At 73.3% G+C, this 15,655-nt stretch carries 13 protein-coding genes; 4 read left to right on the top strand and 9 right to left on the bottom strand.

Annotation, left to right across the window (positions count from 1 at the left end; genetic code table 11):
- Positions 1-308: 308 nt before the first annotated feature.
- The 3 genes from O4U47_RS16350 to O4U47_RS16340 all read right to left on the bottom strand — a co-directional run bounded on the left by O4U47_RS16350 (position 309) and on the right by O4U47_RS16340 (position 3,286).
- Complete coding sequence (locus O4U47_RS16350; RefSeq protein WP_270678732.1) at positions 309-1,232, bottom strand: AraC family transcriptional regulator; 924 nt, start codon at positions 1,230-1,232, stop codon at positions 309-311.
- A 67-nt stretch (positions 1,233-1,299) separates the two neighbouring features.
- Complete coding sequence (locus O4U47_RS16345) at positions 1,300-2,247, bottom strand: alpha/beta hydrolase family protein (protein WP_270678731.1); 948 nt, start codon at positions 2,245-2,247, stop codon at positions 1,300-1,302.
- 196 nt (positions 2,248-2,443) lie between these two features.
- A complete protein-coding gene (locus tag O4U47_RS16340; RefSeq protein WP_270678730.1) occupies positions 2,444-3,286 on the bottom strand; it encodes a helix-turn-helix domain-containing protein in 843 nt (280 codons plus the stop codon).
- Positions 3,287-3,454: 168 nt separating this feature from the next.
- On the opposite strand from O4U47_RS16340, the gene O4U47_RS16335 reads away from it, so the two are divergent.
- Positions 3,455-4,222, top strand: coding sequence for an SDR family NAD(P)-dependent oxidoreductase (locus O4U47_RS16335; protein WP_270678729.1), 768 nt, complete (start codon positions 3,455-3,457; stop codon positions 4,220-4,222).
- Between the two features lie 61 nt (positions 4,223-4,283).
- On the opposite strand, the gene O4U47_RS16330 is transcribed toward O4U47_RS16335, so the two are convergent.
- Positions 4,284-5,123, bottom strand: a complete 840-nt coding sequence (locus O4U47_RS16330; RefSeq protein ID WP_270678728.1) for a helix-turn-helix transcriptional regulator — start codon at positions 5,121-5,123, stop codon at positions 4,284-4,286.
- 336 nt (positions 5,124-5,459) lie between these two features.
- Here O4U47_RS16330 and O4U47_RS16325 point away from each other — a divergent pair, with 336 nt between their 5' ends.
- Positions 5,460-6,404: an SDR family oxidoreductase gene (locus O4U47_RS16325; RefSeq protein WP_270678727.1), complete on the top strand. Its 945-nt coding sequence runs from the start codon at positions 5,460-5,462 to the stop codon at positions 6,402-6,404.
- Positions 6,405-6,814: 410 nt separating this feature from the next.
- Here O4U47_RS16325 and O4U47_RS16320 read toward each other — a convergent pair whose 3' ends face one another.
- On the bottom strand, positions 6,815-8,065 hold the full coding sequence (locus O4U47_RS16320) for a CaiB/BaiF CoA transferase family protein (protein WP_270678726.1): 1,251 nt from the start codon (positions 8,063-8,065) through the stop codon (positions 6,815-6,817).
- Between the two features lie 82 nt (positions 8,066-8,147).
- Positions 8,148-9,713 (bottom strand): carboxyl transferase domain-containing protein, encoded by a 1,566-nt coding sequence (locus O4U47_RS16315; RefSeq protein ID WP_408638982.1) that lies wholly within the window; start codon positions 9,711-9,713, stop codon positions 8,148-8,150.
- A gap of 187 nt (positions 9,714-9,900) precedes the next feature.
- Here O4U47_RS16315 and O4U47_RS16310 point away from each other — a divergent pair, with 187 nt between their 5' ends.
- The gene (locus O4U47_RS16310; protein WP_270678724.1) at positions 9,901-10,602 is read left to right on the top strand and encodes a FadR/GntR family transcriptional regulator; all 702 of its coding nucleotides are present in this window, start codon (positions 9,901-9,903) and stop codon (positions 10,600-10,602) included.
- A 39-nt stretch (positions 10,603-10,641) separates the two neighbouring features.
- On the opposite strand, the gene O4U47_RS16305 is transcribed toward O4U47_RS16310, so the two are convergent.
- Entirely contained in the window at positions 10,642-12,063 is a 1,422-nt protein-coding gene (locus O4U47_RS16305) for an SLC13 family permease (protein ID WP_270678723.1), read from the bottom strand.
- Positions 12,064-12,277: 214 nt separating this feature from the next.
- A complete protein-coding gene (locus O4U47_RS16300; RefSeq protein WP_270678722.1) occupies positions 12,278-13,231 on the bottom strand; it encodes a hypothetical protein in 954 nt (317 codons plus the stop codon).
- A 246-nt stretch (positions 13,232-13,477) separates the two neighbouring features.
- Between O4U47_RS16300 and O4U47_RS16295 the strand changes: the two genes are divergently transcribed.
- Positions 13,478-14,854, top strand: a complete 1,377-nt coding sequence (locus tag O4U47_RS16295) for a GntP family permease (protein ID WP_270678721.1) — start codon at positions 13,478-13,480, stop codon at positions 14,852-14,854.
- Here the strand turns inward: O4U47_RS16295 and O4U47_RS16290 are convergent.
- The gene (locus O4U47_RS16290) at positions 14,839-15,645 is read right to left on the bottom strand and encodes an IclR family transcriptional regulator (RefSeq protein WP_270678720.1); all 807 of its coding nucleotides are present in this window, start codon (positions 15,643-15,645) and stop codon (positions 14,839-14,841) included. The genes O4U47_RS16295 and O4U47_RS16290 overlap by 16 nt on opposite strands.
- Between the last annotated feature and the right edge of the window lie 10 nt (positions 15,646-15,655).

Here is a 15,655-nt window from a genome sequence, read left to right as displayed (position 1 = left end):
CGGCGGGCCCCGGTCACGGGGGTGTCCCGTTCGCGGCCGCACGCCGCGCACCGGCGACATTGCCGGGCACTCGGGACGAAAAGTCTCATGCGCCACAGAGGAGCACTAAGGGCGCATCACCACCACGACTCTACCCTCACGTAACGGAAGATTCCCGCCGGAACGCCTGAGAGTGAGCTCTTTCATCATGATTCGCGGGCCTGTAGGGGCAGCACCGCGGCTCGTGCGCTTTCCCGGGGTTTCTTGCTGTCAGGGGGTCCGCGGAGCCGGTATGAGGCTGTGACCGGCACCCTCGGGACGAACAAGGCTCACTGGTCCGCTGCCGCGGACTCACCGGATGAGACGGCCTCCCGGCCGTAGCGTTGCGCGTCGTGGATCGGAGCGGAACCGAAGGCGCGCTTGTAGTCGCGGCTGAACTGGGCAGGGCTTGCGTATCCGACCGCTTCGGAGATGGAGGTCATACTGCGCGACCGCAGGGCCACGAGTCGTCGTGCCTCGTGCAGGCGCAGCATCTTGTGGTACTGGGTCGGAGTCGTGCCTGTGGCGTCCTTGAAGGCGCGGTAGAACGTCGACATGCTCATCCGGGCCCGAGCCGCGAGGTCTTCGACGGCGATCGGCGCGCCGAGGTGGTCGTGCATCCAGTCGGTCGCCTGGCCGATGCTTGCGAGCGTCTCCTCGGCACGCACCATCTGCAGGAGCCCGTCCCCGCCCCCGCTGCTCAGCACCCGGTACAGGATCTCCCGCTTCACGCCCTCGGCGAGGATGCGTGCGTCGGTCGGCGACTCCATGAGCTGCACCAGCCGGGACGTCGCCGACACTGCCGAAGCGGGCAGGGGGTAGACACCCACCGGCCGGCCACGGCCCGGCGGGCGTGGCGGCATCTGCGCCACCAGCTCGCCGAGCACCCGCCGGTCTACTGCCAGCTCGACTGCTATGTACGGCGCCGGCTCGGTGGCCTGGATGATCTCGACCAACGCGGGAAGATCGACGCCCATCAGGACCAGCTGACCGCCGTGGTAGTCGATCTGCCGACCGCCGAGGATGAGCCGTTTGGCGCCCTGCAGGACGACGTACAGCGTCGGGTGGAAATGCGTGAGCATCGGCGCCACGGGCCCGCGGGCCACATGGAGCGCGACGTCGTCGATCGCGGCATGTTCTTCAGGCCTGTCGAACGCCGCGATGACACGCTTGCGCAGCTCTGCCTCGATGAGAGATGTACGACGGGATTCCATGGGGCCTTCTGATCGGGTGTGAGGTGCGCGTTCGGGGCGTGGACCCTCTCCGGACACGCGCCTCGCATCACTTCACGTAGGTGTCGAACCAGTCCAAGATCCGCTGCGGGTGACGCTGGAAGTACTGGTAGGCAGCCCAGCGAACCGTCTCGTCCTCGATCCAGAACATGTCCTTCTCAGTCGCGCCCAGGGCCGCGTAGGCATTCTCGAGATCGTAGGGGCGGGTGATCGCGTCGTCGTACACACCGTAAGTGAGCGTGGGCATAGTGACCGACGGCGCCCATTCTTCGACGTTCCCATCAGCCAGCGGCCTGCTCGTCAGGAGCTGGAATCGGCGATCCACCTCGTCGATGTGCTCTCCCAGGCCTGCTCCCTTCAGGGTCGCCTCCACGAAGACGCGTGGAGACAGGAGCAGCGGCGCGACCAGGCAGGTGACGTCGTCGAACGCCTGCGGACGGGAGTGGACCGCCCGGAATGCCACGCTGGCGCCCATACAGCGGGCGAAGATGCCGAGCGCCATGGACGACAGGTCCGGCCGGGAGCGGATGTAGTCCAGGGTCCCGATCACGTCACGGGTCTCGAAGTGGTTGTTCGACATCCGGTTGCCGTTGGCGTCGCCGCTCAGGCCGCAATTGCGGAAGTCGAAGGCGAGGACGTTGTAGCCGTGGTCGTGGAGGACCTTGTAGTCGAGCGTGAAGTCGATCTCGGTGTCGTTTCCCGGCCCGAACGCGGACTTCCACGGCTCGACGTGACTCGGGAATCCGTACCGGTTGAATCCGAAGGCATGCATGCTGACGATCAGCTTGGTCGATCCCTCGGCCGGGATGAACCAGCCCTCGAGCGGGACTCCGTCGGACGACGGGTAGGAGATCTCCTCGTACGCGAGACCGTGCTCCGCGGGGGTCCGCAAGACGGGCGACCGGGAAGCGTAGCCGAGGCCGTTGGCCAGTGATTCGATGGCGGCCTCCGTCGCGGCGTCGAGGACCGGAGCGTCGGGGGCGGCGTGTTCGGCCATGACTATTCCTTTCAGAGGAACGCGAGCGGATCACTCACTGCTTCTCCAAGGTAGGCAGCGATCGCGCGTCGCTGAATGTCACCGGCCGTCAATTGCTTGTCAGATCCTCGCACGGTCGGGCGGCCCGAGAATGGCGTTCCTTTCCCAGAAGGGACAACCGGCCCGGTCGAACTCCGGCGTCTGAACGGCCGCCCCCTCAGGCGCCGGCCCCCCGGGCGGTCGTGCCGGCGGCCAGGGAGCCGAGCAGGGCGAGGGCGCTGTTGTCGGGGGAGGCGGGCTCGGCATGGTAGACGACCAGTTCCTGGCCCGGGGCGGAGCGCACGTCGAAGGTCTGCATGGTCAGCGTCAGCGGGCCGACGGCGCGGTGGGTGAAGCGTTTGCGCTCCAGGGCCTTGCCACGGGCGTCGTGGCGGGACCACAGCTCGGCGAATTCGGGGCTCGCGTCGATGAGTTCGCCCAGCACCTGCCGCACCCGCGGATCGTCCGGGGCCGCGCCGTGGCCGAGGCGGAAGCCGGCGACCGAATTGCGGGCGACCTCGTGCCAGTCGCGGTAGAAGGCGCGGGCGGCCGGGTCGGTGAAGACCACGTGCATCAGGTTGCGCGAGTGCGTCCATTCGTGGAAGAGGGCGTCGGCGATGGCGTTGGAGGCCAGGACGTCGTACGCGCGGTTGTAGACGATGGCCGGATTGTGCGGCCAGGCGTCCATCAGGGCCAGCAGGCTGGGCTCCACCCGGTCGGTGACGGCGGCCGCCGCGGCGCGCGGCCCCACGCCCGCGACGTGGAAGAGGTGCAGCCGTCCGTCCTCGCCCAGCCGCAGCGCGGCGGCCAGCGCGTCGAGCACCTGGGCCGAGGGCGAGCGCTCCCGCCCCTGCTCCAGGCGGATGTAGTAGTCCGCGCTGACGCCCGCGAGGAGGGCGACCTCCTCGCGGCGCAGCCCGGGCACACGGCGATGGCCGGTGGCCGGGAGGTTCGCTTCGGCCGGGGTGACCTGGGCGCGGCGGGCGGAGAGGTAGGCGCCGAGCTCGGTGCGTGCTGCCATACACCCCAGGGTAGACCGGCGTCCGGCCGTCCTCCTGGGTGCGCTGCACCCAGGAGGACCCCGCCTCTCCCGTCTCACCGACGACCAGGGCAGCCTCGACGGCACGGCCACACCCCGCTCCGAAGACGACGGGCCGGCCGACCCGCTGAACACCACTGGAGGAACCGCATGACCGCACCCCTGCCCGCCCCCTGGGACCTCACCGGCCGCGTCGCCGTCGTCACCGGTGCCGCCCGCGGCATCGGCCGCGCCACCGCCACCCTGCTGCACGCCCGCGGCGCCCGCCTGGTCGTCACCGACCGCTCGGCGGCCGTCGAGGACCTGGCCGCCGAGGACCCGGACACCATCGCCGCCCTCGTCGGCGACGTCGCCGACGAAGACCGCGCCCGCGCCACCGCGGAGCTGGCCACGAGCCGCTTCGGCTCGCTGGACATCCTGGTCAACAATGCCGGCCGCACCCTCAACGAACCCGTCACCGAGACCACCGCCGACGACTTCGACGCCATCCTGCGCGTCAACGCCCGCGGCAACTTCCTCCAGGCCCGCGAGGCCTTCCGCGCCATGGAGGCGGCCGGCCGCGGCGGGGCCATCGTCTCGATCGCCTCCGTCTCGTCCGTCGTCGCCTTCGCCACCCAGACCGCCTACGCCGCCTCCAAGGGCGCCCTGGCCCAGATCACCCGGGTGCTGGCGATCGAGGGCGGTCCCAAGGGCATCCGCTCCAACGCCGTCCTGCCCGGCGTCATCGACACCGACATCATGGACGGCGTCGTCGACAACGGCCGGGAGATGCTCGCCTCCTTCGGCCCGGCCCACCCGCTGGGCCGCATCGGACGCCCGGACGAGATCGCGGAGGCCGTCGCCTTTCTCGCCTCCGACGCCTCCTCCTTCATCACCGGCGCGCTCCTCCCCGCCGACGGCGGATGGACCGCCCAGTGACGCACCGCAGTGAACCGCCTCGCGGCGGCGCCGCGTGTGCGGCCGCGGCGGACCGAACCCGTCAGGGAAGCGCCTGCGCCCCGACGGCCGAGAGCAGCCGCAGCTTCTCGCGGCTCGCGCTGCCGGGGGTGGCGGTGTAGACGAGCAGGAGGTGCGCGTGGTCCGGATCGACGAGCGTCTGGCAGGTCAGTTCCAGTGCGCCGACCTCGGGGTGGATGAAGTGTTTCACCGTGTCCGGCCGGACACCGACCTCGTGCTCGTTCCAGACCCGGCGGAATTCCTCGCTGTGCGCGAGCAGCAGGTCGGCGTAGTGGGCCGCGCGGGAACCGGGGCCCCGCAGCGCGGCCACCGCGCGCAGCCCCGAGGCGAACACGCGGCTGAGGTGCGCGTGGTCGTCGGGGCGGTAGAGCTCTCGGGCGGCCGGGTCCGTGAACCAGCGGTAGCCGATGCTGCGGGCCGGGCCGCTGTAGCGGGTCTGGTCGCCGGTGAGCGCGATGCCGAGCGGGGTCTGCCGCAGCGTCTCCCCGAGCTCGGTGACGATCTCCGCCGGTGTGTCGTGCAGGCGGTCGAGGATGCGCAGCAATCCGGGGCCGATGTGCGTGCTGTCCGCGCCCCGCACGGGCGGGGTCTGTCCGGCCAACCGGAACAGGTGGTCGCGCTCGTCGAGGGACAGGTGCAGGCCTTGCGCGATGGAGGCGAGCATCTGCTCGGAGGGCCGAGGACCGCGTGCCCGCTCGAGCCGCGCGTAATAGTCGGTCGACATGTGGCACAGCGAAGCGGCCTCTTCCCGCCGCAGCCCGCCGGTCCTACGGCGCCGTCCCCGCGGGAGGCCGACGTCCTCGGGTCGCAGAGCCTCCCGGCAGCGTCGCAGGAACTCCGCCAGACCGGGCCGATCGATCACCGTGCGCCCCTTTCACCGACCATGCCGCTTCTCCCTGCCATGTTCCTACCGCTCGCGCGTCCCGGCATCCACGGACCGTCGATCCCCCTCTCGCGGCTTGCCGCGGCCAGGACGCCGTCCGAGACTCGATCACATACCCGAGCAGGCAGGACGGCGCGTCACACCTCTCCGGGAGGACCCGCGTTCGGGACCCTGGTACGAAACGGCTCCAGCCGTGCCCAGCACCCGCCCGCCGTGTCGCGCCGGCCACTGGCGGTTCCGGCGGCATCATCCGCCCCCGCCAGGAGCCGAGGCCGGGCTGAGAACCGCCGACCAGCCGATCGGAAAGCGACCCTGATGCCACGCCGAGACATCGACATCACCATCCCCGGCCTGCACGGGAAACGAGCCGTCGTCACCGGGGCGAGCGACGGCATGGGCCTCGGCACGGCATCCCGCCTCGCCGCGGCCGGCGCCCAGGTCGTCCTGCCCGTGCGCAATGCCCGTAAGGGCGAGGCGGCACTCGCCGAGATCCGCCGGAAGGCCCCCGGCGCGGACGTGTCGCTGCGCACGCTCGACCTGGCGTCGCTCGCCTCCGTCACCGCTCTGGGCACGGCTCTGCTGGAGGAGGACGAGCCCATTCACCTGCTGATCAACAACGCGGGCGTCATGACCCCGCCCGACCGGCAGACCACCGACGACGGGTTCGAACTGCAATTCGGCACCAACCACCTGGGCCACTTCGCCCTGGCGGCTCGCCTGCTCCCGCTGCTGCGCGCCGGCCGGGCCCGGGTGACCTCGCAGATCAGCGTCGCGGCCAACCAGGGCGCCATCAACTGGGAGGACCTGAACTGGGAGCGGTCCTACACGGGCATGGCCGCCTACAGCCAGTCGAAGATCGCGTTCGGCCTCTTCGGCCTCGAGCTGAACCGGCGCAGCGAGGCCGCCGGCTGGGGCATCACCAGCAATCTGTCCCATCCGGGGGTCGCCCCGACCAGCCTGCTCGCCGCCCGCCCCGAGGTCGGCCGCGCCAGGGACACCCTGAGCGTGCGCCTCTTCCGTGCCCTGTCCGCCCGCGGAATCCTCATCGGCACGGTCGAGAGCGCGAAGCTCCCCGCACTGCACGCCGCCACCTCCCCCACCGCGAGGGGCGGCGGACTGTACGGCCCCAGCGGCCCCGGGCACCTGGGGGGTCCTCCCGGTGAGCAGAAGCTCTACAGCCGCCTGCGCAGCCCTCAGGACGCCCGGCGCATCTGGCACATCTCCGAAGAGCTCACCGGGGCCGCCTTCCCCAGCGACTGAGGCATGGGCCGCCTCGTCCATGTCGGGCGGCGCTCCGGCGCATGCGTTCCGGAGCACCTCCGGGTGCGGATGCAGGGTGCTCAGCGGTCGGCTCGTCACCGGCGGCGGGCCCCGCCGCCGTCCACCCCGCGCACCAAGAACCTGAGCCTCCGCTGGAGCGTGAGGCGGCCGATCGGCGGCGAGCCGGAGCCCGGCAGCGGCCGCGGGAACGCCGCACTGATCGGCCTGTGGGGGCGGTGCTTCCCGAGGACGCCTCCCTGACCGTCGACCGCGCGGAAGGCACGGCGACGGCGTTCGGCCGCGACGTGTCCGATGAGGAGTACGACGACCTCGTCGATGAGCTCGACGACGGCTTGGCCGACGACCGGGTCGTCCTCACCTACGGGGGAACGACACGCTCTGGGGGCGGCTCAGGTGCGCTCGCCGGCGGTGGCGTCCAGCCAGGCCAGTACGGCGGCCGTGTGCTGGCCGAGCATCGGCGGCGGCCTGTGGCCCCCGGTCGGCGCCGTCCGCCCGTCCCCTGCCGGCTCGTCCTCCGCCGCACCGTCGGGGTCGAAGCGGATCGCCGGGCCGGGCAGCTCGATGCGCCCCAGGCCGGGGTGGTCGACCTCGATGACCAGGCCCTGGGAGCGCGTCTGCTCCCACTCGTAGACCTCGTCGATGGTGCGCAGCGCCCCGCAGGGGATGCCGATCCCGGTCAGGCGCTCCAGCCAGCGGTCCCGCCCGTCCTCCTTGAACCGCCGCTCCAGTTCGGCGGTCAGCTCCTCCCGGTTGGCCACCCGGTCGGCGTTCGAGGCGAACCGGGAGTCCCCCGGTTCCAGGCCCACGAGCGCGGCGAACCGGTCCCACTGCCCCTCGCTGGCGACCGACACCTGGAGCACCCCGTCCGCGCAGGCGAAGGCGCCGTACGGGGCGATCGAGGGGTGGTGGTTGCCCATCGCCCGCGGCACCTCGCCCGCGACGGTCCACCGGGTGCCCTGGAAGGCGTGCACGCCCACGATCGAGGACAGCAGAGAGGTACGCACGATCCGCCCGCGCCCCGTCCGCTCCCGCTCGTACAGCGCGGCCAGCACGCCCTGGGCGCCGTTCATCCCCGCCAGCAGGTCACCGATGGGCACCCCCGACTTGGTCGGGGTGTGCGGGTCGGGGCCGGTCAGGCTCATCAGCCCGGCCTCCCCCTGGGCGATCTGGTCGTACCCGGCCCGGCCGCCCTCGGGCCCGTCGTGCCCGAAGCCGGTGATGGAGCAGACCACCAGGCGCGGGTTGATCGCCCGCAGCCGCTCGGCTCCGAAGCCGAGCCGGTCGAGGACACCCGGCCGGAAGTTCTCCACCAGCACGTCGGCCACGCGGAGCAGCCGGGTGAGCTGTTCGCGGCCCTCCTCGGCCTTCAGATCCAGCTCGACGGACTCCTTGTTCCTGTTGCACGAAAGGAAATAGGTGCTCACCGGCTCCTCCTGCGGACCGGCGAAGGGTGGGCCCCAGCCGCGCGTGTCGTCGCCGCTGCCGGGGCGCTCGACTTTGATGACCCGGGCGCCGAGGTCGCCCAGCAGCATCGCGGCGTGCGGCCCGGCCAGCGCGCGGCTCAGGTCGGCGACCACGGTCCCGGCCAGCGGTCCCCCGGTCTCGCGCGGGCCGGCGGCCGTGTCGGTGGGGTTCTCCATCTCGGTGTCCTGCTCCCTGGTCGGTGCCCCGGCGGGGCGGTCATGACGGGCTCGGTGAAAGGGCCGGTCCGTGAGCCGCCGTTCAGGCGGTCCCGAGGTTCCAGAAGCGGGCGCGGCGGCGGGCGAGCCGCACCCCGGCCTCCTCTGCGGCCACGCTGCCCAGCCCGTGCCCGATCGCCGCGCCCATGCGGCGGCAGAAGGCCTCGGGCTCGTCGGCCGCGTCGCCGCGCTCGTCGACGATGAGGTCCACCGCTCCGGCCTCGCGCAGGTCCGCGGAGCGGGCGCCCATGCCCGCGGCGACCTCGGCGGCCCGGTCCGGGGTGCGGTGCACGATGCCGCTGGCCCCTTCGAAGGGGAGCGGGCTGAGCCAGGCGTGCCGTGCGGCCAGCACCCGGTCGGCGGGCAGCAGGGCGAGCGCCGCTCCCCCGGCGCCCTGGCCGAGCAGCACCGACACGGTGGGCTGGGGCAAGGTGGCCAGGTCGGCGAGGCAGCGCGCGATCTCTCCGGCGATGCCCTCCTCCTCGGCGTGGGCACTGAGCGCGGCCCCGGGCGTATCGATGACGGTGACCAGCGGCAGGCGCAGCTCGGCGGCCAGGCGGATGCCGCGCCGTGCGGTGCGGAGCGCCCCGGCGCCGAGCGCGCTCCCCCCGTTCTGCGCCGCGCGGTCCTGCCCGACCAGGACACAGGCGGTGCCGCCGAAGCGCGCGAAGGCGGCGGTCATCGCCGGGTCGGCCCGACCGTCCCCGGTGCCGTGGAGGAGCACGGCCTCCTCCGCCGCGTGGCGGAGCAGGCCGACGAGGCCCGGACGCCCGGCGCGGCGGGTGCGGGTGACCGAGTCCCATGCCTCCCCCGCCGGTGCGGGCCCCGCCTGCTCGTCCACCGCTTCGGCGAGGGGCGCCGGAACGGCGCCGCCTCCTGCGGACATCAGCGTCAGAAGCCGGTGGGCCTCCTCCCCCAGGGCTTCGGGGGCCACGACGGCGTCGACCAGGCCGTGCCGGTACAGGTTCTCGGCCGACTGCACGCCTTCGGGCAGACGGTGCCCGAGGATCGCGTCCTGCGCGCGCGGGCCGAGGAATCCGATGAGCGCGCGGGGCTCGGCCAGGGTGACATGGCCCTGGGATCCCCAGGAGGCCAGGACGCCGCCGGTGGTCGGGTGGCGCAGGTACACCAGGTAGGGCAGCCCGGCGCTCTTGTGCTCGGCGATGGCGGCGGAGACCTTCGCCATGGCCAGGAAGGCCCGGGTGCCCTCCTGCATGCGGGTTCCGCCCGAGGCGGGTGCGGCGATCAGGGGCAGGCCCTCGTCGGTGGCGCGCTCGGCCGCCCGGGTCAGCCGCTCGGCGGCCGCGGCCCCGATGGAGCCGCCGAGGAAGGAGAACTCCGAGGCGGCGACGGCCACGCGCAGGCCGCGGACCCTCCCCTCCCCGCAGACGACCGCCTCGTCGGCGCCGCTGGTGCGGTGGGCCCGCTCCAGCTCGGCCGCGTACTCGGGCGCGCTCTCCGGGCCGGCGCCGTGGGGCGGGTCCCCGGCGGACGGCCCGTCCCACGGCACGAAGGTCCCCGGGTCCAGCAGCCCGGCGAGGAACTCTCGCACCGAGGCCCGGCCGCGCGCCTCCGTCGTTCGTGCCACTGCGCCTCCTCGGTGGATCATTGGCTTATTGGACTAGCCAATAGCCCACAGCGTGATTCGTCAATAGCGCCCCGGAGATCGGGCGGAAAGAGGTGACCGCGGCCTCATGCGGCCCAGTGGACGGGCCACTGCGCCAGCTATGATCCGAACAGGACCCCGCCGAGCACCCGCACGCCCCGCCGCCGAACCGGCCCACGCGAAGGGACCCATGAGCGACAAGCAGCCGCCCCGCCCCCGTCGCCTCGCCCGCCCGCGGCTCTACGAGCAGCTGGTGGAGCGGCTGATCGAGTACATCCGGGAGGCCGGCCTGGCCCCCGGCGACCGGCTGCCCTCCGAGCGCGAGTTCGCCGCCGACCTGGGGGTGAGCCGTGTGTCCCTGGGGCAGGCGCTGGTCGCCCTGGAGGTGCAGGGGGTCCTCGACGTGCGCCACGGGGACGGCGCGATCATCCGGCACGTGCCCACCGAGGAGCAGGTCCTGCAGGTGCTGCGGGACCGCGACAACCGGCGCGCGGAGACCATCGAGGCGCGCCAGGCGCTGGAGGTCAAGCTCGCCGAGTTGGCCGCGGCCCGGCGCGACCAGGAGGACATCGCCCGCATCGACGCGGCCATCGGGGTGATGCGCGCGGAGATCGCCTCGGGCGAGCGCGGCGTCTCCGGCGACCGGCTCTTCCACGAGGCCGTGACCCGCGCCGCGCGCAACGGCCTGCTGGCCCGGATGATGGCCGAGCTGTCGCCGATGATCATGCAGACCCGGGTGGAGTCGCTGTCCCAGCCGGACCGCCCCGACCGGTCCCTGGCGGGCCACGAGCGCATCGCCGAGGCCATCCGCGGCGGCGACTCCCGGGCGGCGGCGGACGCCATGTACGCGCACCTGCTCCTGGTCTCGGACGTGCCGCCGGTCACCGACTAACCGGGGCGGGACCGCGGCCCCGCCCCGGACGGGGGCCGCTCAGAACACGCCGGGCACGACGATCGCCGCCCACGACACCAGGGGGGCGGCGACGCACGTCAGACCGGTGTAGGCGAGCATCCGACGGGAGAAGCGCTGGGCGTCGCCGGTGCGCGAATTGGCCAGCACGAGTGCGCCGTTGGTGGAGAACGGGCTGATGTCGGTCATGGTCACCGAGATCGCGAGCGCGGCGATCATCGCGGTGGTGGACACGTCCCCCTGCATGAGGAAGGGCGCGGCCAGCGGGATGAGCATGCCGAGCATCGCCGTGGAGGAGGCCACCGCGGTGACGGCGGCCGCGATCGCGCACAGCACCAGGGCGCTGAGCAGGGCCGCGTCGAGGCCGACGACCGCATCGCCCACCCACTCGATGGTGCCGGCCTCTTCCAGCACCGAGACGTAGGTCAGCACGCCGCACAGGAGCAGCACGATGGGCCAGCTGATCTTGTCCACGGCCTCCTTCTGCTGCCGGGGGAAGGCCAGGGCCAGGACGACGGCCACCCCCATCGCCACCGCACCCAGGTGGAGCTGGAAGCCGACGGTCAGCACGACCATGACGGCCAGCCCCAGCAGGGTCAGGACCTGCGGGAGCCCGATGCGGGCGGGGCCCTGCCCGGCGTCGGACGCGGGCGTGTCGTCGGCCGGCCGGTCCGCGGTCCCGGCCCCGGGTCCTCCGTCGCCGTGGCCGATGCCGTCGCCGTGGCCGATGCCGTCGCCGGACGCGGAGCCGCCGGGGCCCGCCGGGGCCCCCGCCCCGACCGCGGCGCGCTCCGCCTTTCGGACGCGCCCGGACGAGGCGCGCTGCGCGGGTCCCCCGGTGCCGCCCGTCCGGCGGCCCAGGACCAGGTACAGCACGGCGGCGAACGCGAGGTTGAACGCGTAGGTCAGAGCGAACACCGCCATCGCGTTCATGGCGATGGGCAGGTCGTCGAGGATCCCGGCGACGATGCCCCCGTAGACGCTGACCGGCGAGAAGCTCCCCGCCTGGGCGCCGTGCACCACCATGGCGCCCATCAGCAGGGCGTCGATGCGGTACCGCGCGGCGAAGCCCATGGCGACAGGCGCGACGATGGCGACCGCGGCGGGGCTCAGCGCCCCGATGGCGGTGAGTACCGAGGCGGTCGCGAACATCACCCACGGCAGCAGTGCGGCCCGGCCGCGCACGGCCGCCACCGCCCAGCGGATCAGCAGGTCGACGGTGCCGTTGGTCTGGGCGATGGCGAAGAGGTAGGTGACGCCGACCAGGATGAGGAAGAGCGAGCCGGGGAAGCCCGCGAGGATCTCGTCGGCGGTCATCCCCACGGCGAGGGTGCCCACCAGGAAGGCCGCGGCGAACGCCACGGCCCCCATGTTGACCGGGACGGCCATGGCGACGGCGAAGACCGCCGCCATCGCCAGGACCGTGATGAGTTCGACCGACACATCGCCTCCTCGGCACAGGGGGGTGCGTGCCCGGGTCGGCGGCTCGGAGGGGAGACGTCGAACGAGTGGCACATTGGCTAGTCCAATGTGGCGTTCCGTGTGATCGGCGTCAACCCCCACAGTGGCGGAGGCCATTCGACCGCCCCCGCCGCGTCGGCCCATACGGGGAGGGCGCGCACCGACGAGCGCCGCCCCTCCTCCCCCGTCCCGGCGGTCAGCCGTCCGCGCCTCCTCCCACGGTGCCCGGCGGAGCCGGGAAGCGGTCGAGGACGGGCTGGTCCCGCTCACCCAGGGGCGCCATCTCGGGGGCGCCCGCCGTGCGGGCCAGCTCGTCCAGGCCCAGGCGGGCGCGGCGTACGCGCTCCCGGGACGCCGCCAGGACGGTCGCGGCCACCTGCTCCCCGGCCGGGTACACGTCCGGGGCGTTGCGCAGGCCGAACTTGATGTACACGGGCGCGGCGGCGCGGGCGATCTCGGCGATCTCGTGGTGGCGCACGAATCCCCCGAGGTCGTCGGGCGCCTCCACATAGACGTCGACGGGCACCGCCGACCCGGCGCGCAGTTCGGCGAGCTGGTGGACGGTCAGGTCCGAGGGCACGTTCACGGTGTCGGCGCCCAGCAGCTCCTGCACCCGCAGCGCGGCCGGGTTGGCCGGTCCGGCCATCACGGAGACCTTGAGTTGGAGGTCGGCGGGCAGGTCGCCGCGTTCACGCAGCAGGTGCAGGGCCCACAGCACGCCCTCGTCGGCGACCAGCAGGCTGCGCACGCCCAGGTGCGCGGCCCGCTCGGCCTGGGCGACGCCCGCGGCGAGCTGGCCGCGCCCGCGGCTGCGGGCGACCGGGGCGCCGGCGGCGCTCGCGGAGGCGGCACCGATGTCCCAGTTCGCGCCGGGGCGGGCGAACAGGCACAGCTCGATGCCGCGGTCGGCGGCGGTCCGCACCATGTCGGTGATCTCGGCGTCGGTGAGCATGCCCACCCCCGACCCCTGCGAGACGCGGTGCACGGGCACGCCGAGCCCGTCGGCCGCCGTGACCACGGCGGCGAGCGCGTCGGGGCCCTCGACGCTGGGGATCTCCAGCCGCCAGGACCCGCCCCCGGGGAACGCGCGGGGCGAGGAGGGCGGCCCACCGGTCGGCGGCAGCCCGAGCGGATCCAGCAGGGCACTCATGGAGACTCCTGATATTCGAAATACCGAACGCTATCCCTTATTTCGAACTCACCCTAGAGGGCACCCCCACGGGGGTCAACGCCGTGACGGAGGCCACATCCGGGGTTGACCCCGGTCACACCGGTGAATTAATGTGCCCGAAATAACGAAAGCTGTTCGATATTTCGAACTTGCTCCCCCTGCTCCGGCCGCGCTCGCCCCGGCCCCACCACCCCCCGAGACAGAGGCACCGCACCCATGCCGCCCATGAACGAGACCGCCGCCCTGCCCGACGGCTGGCTGCTCACGGTGGCCGTCCTGGCCGTCGCCGTCCTGCTGCTGCTCATCATCCGCCTGCGCCTGAACGCGATCCTGGCGCTCATCCTGGTCAGCGCCGCCACCGCGCTCGCCACCGGCGTCCCGCCCGACGAGCTGGTCCCCGTGCTCACCGAGGGCATGGGCTCCACCCTGGGATCCGTCGTCCTCCTCGTCGGCCTGGGAGCCGTCCTGGGCCGGATGATCGAGGTCTCCGGCGGGGCCGCCGTGCTCGCCGACGGCCTGCTGCGCCTGTTCGGCGAGCGCCGCGCCCCGCTGGCGCTGAGCGTGGCCTCGCTGCTGTTCGGACTGCCGATCTTCCTGGACGCCGCGTTCGTGGTGATGCTGCCGGTGATCTTCTCCGTCGCGCGGCGCATGGGCGGATCGGTGCTGCTCTACGCCCTGCCCGCCACCGGCGCGTTCCTGGTGGTGCACGCCCTGTTGCCGCCGCACCCCGGGCCGGTCGGCGCCGCCGAGATCATCGGCGCCGACATCGGCCTGGTCGTCGTGCTGGGCCTGGCCGTCGGCCTGCCCGCCTGGTACCTGGGCGGCTACCGGCTCGGCCTGTGGCTCGGGCGCCGCCACGACCTGCCGGTCCCCGCCATCTTCGGCGGCGAGGACGACCGGGAGCTGGACGGCCCGCCCCCGGGGATGGGGGTGCTGCTGTTCCTCCTGCTCCTGCCCCTCGGGCTGATCTTCCTCGACACCGGCCTGGAGACGCTGGCGGTCGCCGGCGCCGTCGACCCCGGCTCGCTGTGGGTGCGCTCGGCCGCGGCCGTCGGCGCCACCCCCTCGGCGCTGTTCATCACGGTGCTCATGGCGCTGTGGCTGCTCGGGTGGCGGCGCCGGCACGGCGGCGACGTGCTGGACCGCCTCATCGACCGGGCCCTGGCCCCCGTCTGCGGCATCATCGTGCTCACCGGCGCGGGCGGCATGTTCGGCGCGGTGCTCACCCGCAGCGGCATCGGCGAGGCCCTGACCGGGCGCCTGGACGCGCTCGGCATCCCGCTGCTGCTCGCCGCGTTCCTCATCGCCCTGGTGATGCGGGTCGCCCAGGGCTCGGCGACGGTCGCCGCCACCACCGCCGCCGGGTTCATCGCCCCCGCGGTGGAGGCGGGCGGCCACTCCCCCTTCCAGCTCGCCCTGACCGTGCTGGCGGTGGCGGCCGGGTCGATCGTGCTCTCGCACGTCAACGACTCGGGGTTCTGGCTGGTGCGCGGGTTCCTCGGGATGGACACCGCCACCATGCTGCGCACCTGGACCGTGCAGGCGACGGCGGTGGGCGCGCTGGCCTTCGCCGGGACCTGCCTGCTCTACCTGCTGAGCTGACCGGCCGGCCCGCTCCGGGCGGCCGGCGCGGGCGCACCGCCGAGCAGCGCGGTGAACCGGTCGGCCGCCTCGGTCACCACCCCGCGCAGCTCGTCGCGGCGCGCCGGGGACCAGCGGTGCGCCGGGACCGAGATGCTCAGTGCGGACACCACCTGTCCGGAGCGGTCGCGCACGGGCGCGGCGACGCAGCACACGTCGGGGTTGGCCTCGCACTCCTCCATGGCCCACCCCTCTCGGCGCACCTGGTCCAGCTCCGCACGCAGGCGCGTGGGGTCGGTGATGCTGCGCTCGCTCAGGGCCTCCAGCGGCCCGGTCTCAAGGCGGCGTTCCAGCTCGGCCTCGGGCAGGCTCGCCAGCAGCGCCTTGCCGAGCGCGGTGCAGTGCGCCGGGAGCCTGCGGCCCAGGCTGGAGACCATGCGCACGGCGTGGGAGCTGTCCACCTTGGCGATGTAGACGATGTGCAGGCCGTCGAGCACCGCCACGTGCGCGGTCTCGTTGCAGGCCTGGACGACCTCCTGGGCGACGCGCTGGCCGAGCTTGGGCACGTCCAGGCCCTCGGAGTAGCGGCTGCCGAGCCGGAAGAGCTGGATGCCCAGCTGGTACCGGCCCGGCACGTCGGGGTGCCGGTGCAGGTACTCGCGCCCGGCCAGGGTGTTGAGCAGCTCGTGCACGGTGGTGCGCGGCAGCTCCAGCTCCTCGACGATCTCCGGCGCGCTGACCGAGTCCCGGCCGTCCAGGAACAGTTCGAGGATGTCCAGACTGCGCTGGACCGCGGGTGTGCGCCGTGCCATCTGCGTGCCG

This window comes from Nocardiopsis suaedae (genome assembly GCF_027706745.1).
Classification (GTDB): domain Bacteria; phylum Actinomycetota; class Actinomycetes; order Streptosporangiales; family Streptosporangiaceae; genus Nocardiopsis_A; species Nocardiopsis_A suaedae.
This window is presented reverse-complemented; position numbering and strand designations above follow the sequence as displayed.

What these genes read in the sequence shown, in the direction of transcription:
- O4U47_RS16350 (WP_270678732.1), bottom strand. Translation starts at nt 1,232, where the DNA reads ATGGAATCCCGTCGTACATCTCTCATCGAGGCAGAGCTGCGCAAGCGT.
- O4U47_RS16345 (WP_270678731.1), bottom strand. Translation starts at nt 2,247, where the DNA reads ATGGCCGAACACGCCGCCCCCGACGCTCCGGTCCTCGACGCCGCGACG.
- O4U47_RS16340 (WP_270678730.1), bottom strand. Translation starts at nt 3,286, where the DNA reads ATGGCAGCACGCACCGAGCTCGGCGCCTACCTCTCCGCCCGCCGCGCC.
- O4U47_RS16335 (WP_270678729.1), top strand. Translation starts at nt 3,455, where the DNA reads ATGACCGCACCCCTGCCCGCCCCCTGGGACCTCACCGGCCGCGTCGCC.
- O4U47_RS16325 (WP_270678727.1), top strand. Translation starts at nt 5,460, where the DNA reads ATGCCACGCCGAGACATCGACATCACCATCCCCGGCCTGCACGGGAAA.
- O4U47_RS16320 (WP_270678726.1), bottom strand. Translation starts at nt 8,065, where the DNA reads ATGGAGAACCCCACCGACACGGCCGCCGGCCCGCGCGAGACCGGGGGA.
- O4U47_RS16315 (WP_408638982.1), bottom strand. Translation starts at nt 9,713, where the DNA reads ATGATCCACCGAGGAGGCGCAGTGGCACGAACGACGGAGGCGCGCGGC.
- O4U47_RS16310 (WP_270678724.1), top strand. Translation starts at nt 9,901, where the DNA reads ATGAGCGACAAGCAGCCGCCCCGCCCCCGTCGCCTCGCCCGCCCGCGG.
- O4U47_RS16300 (WP_270678722.1), bottom strand. Translation starts at nt 13,231, where the DNA reads ATGAGTGCCCTGCTGGATCCGCTCGGGCTGCCGCCGACCGGTGGGCCG.
- O4U47_RS16295 (WP_270678721.1), top strand. Translation starts at nt 13,478, where the DNA reads ATGAACGAGACCGCCGCCCTGCCCGACGGCTGGCTGCTCACGGTGGCC.
- O4U47_RS16290 (WP_270678720.1), bottom strand. Translation starts at nt 15,645, where the DNA reads ATGGCACGGCGCACACCCGCGGTCCAGCGCAGTCTGGACATCCTCGAA.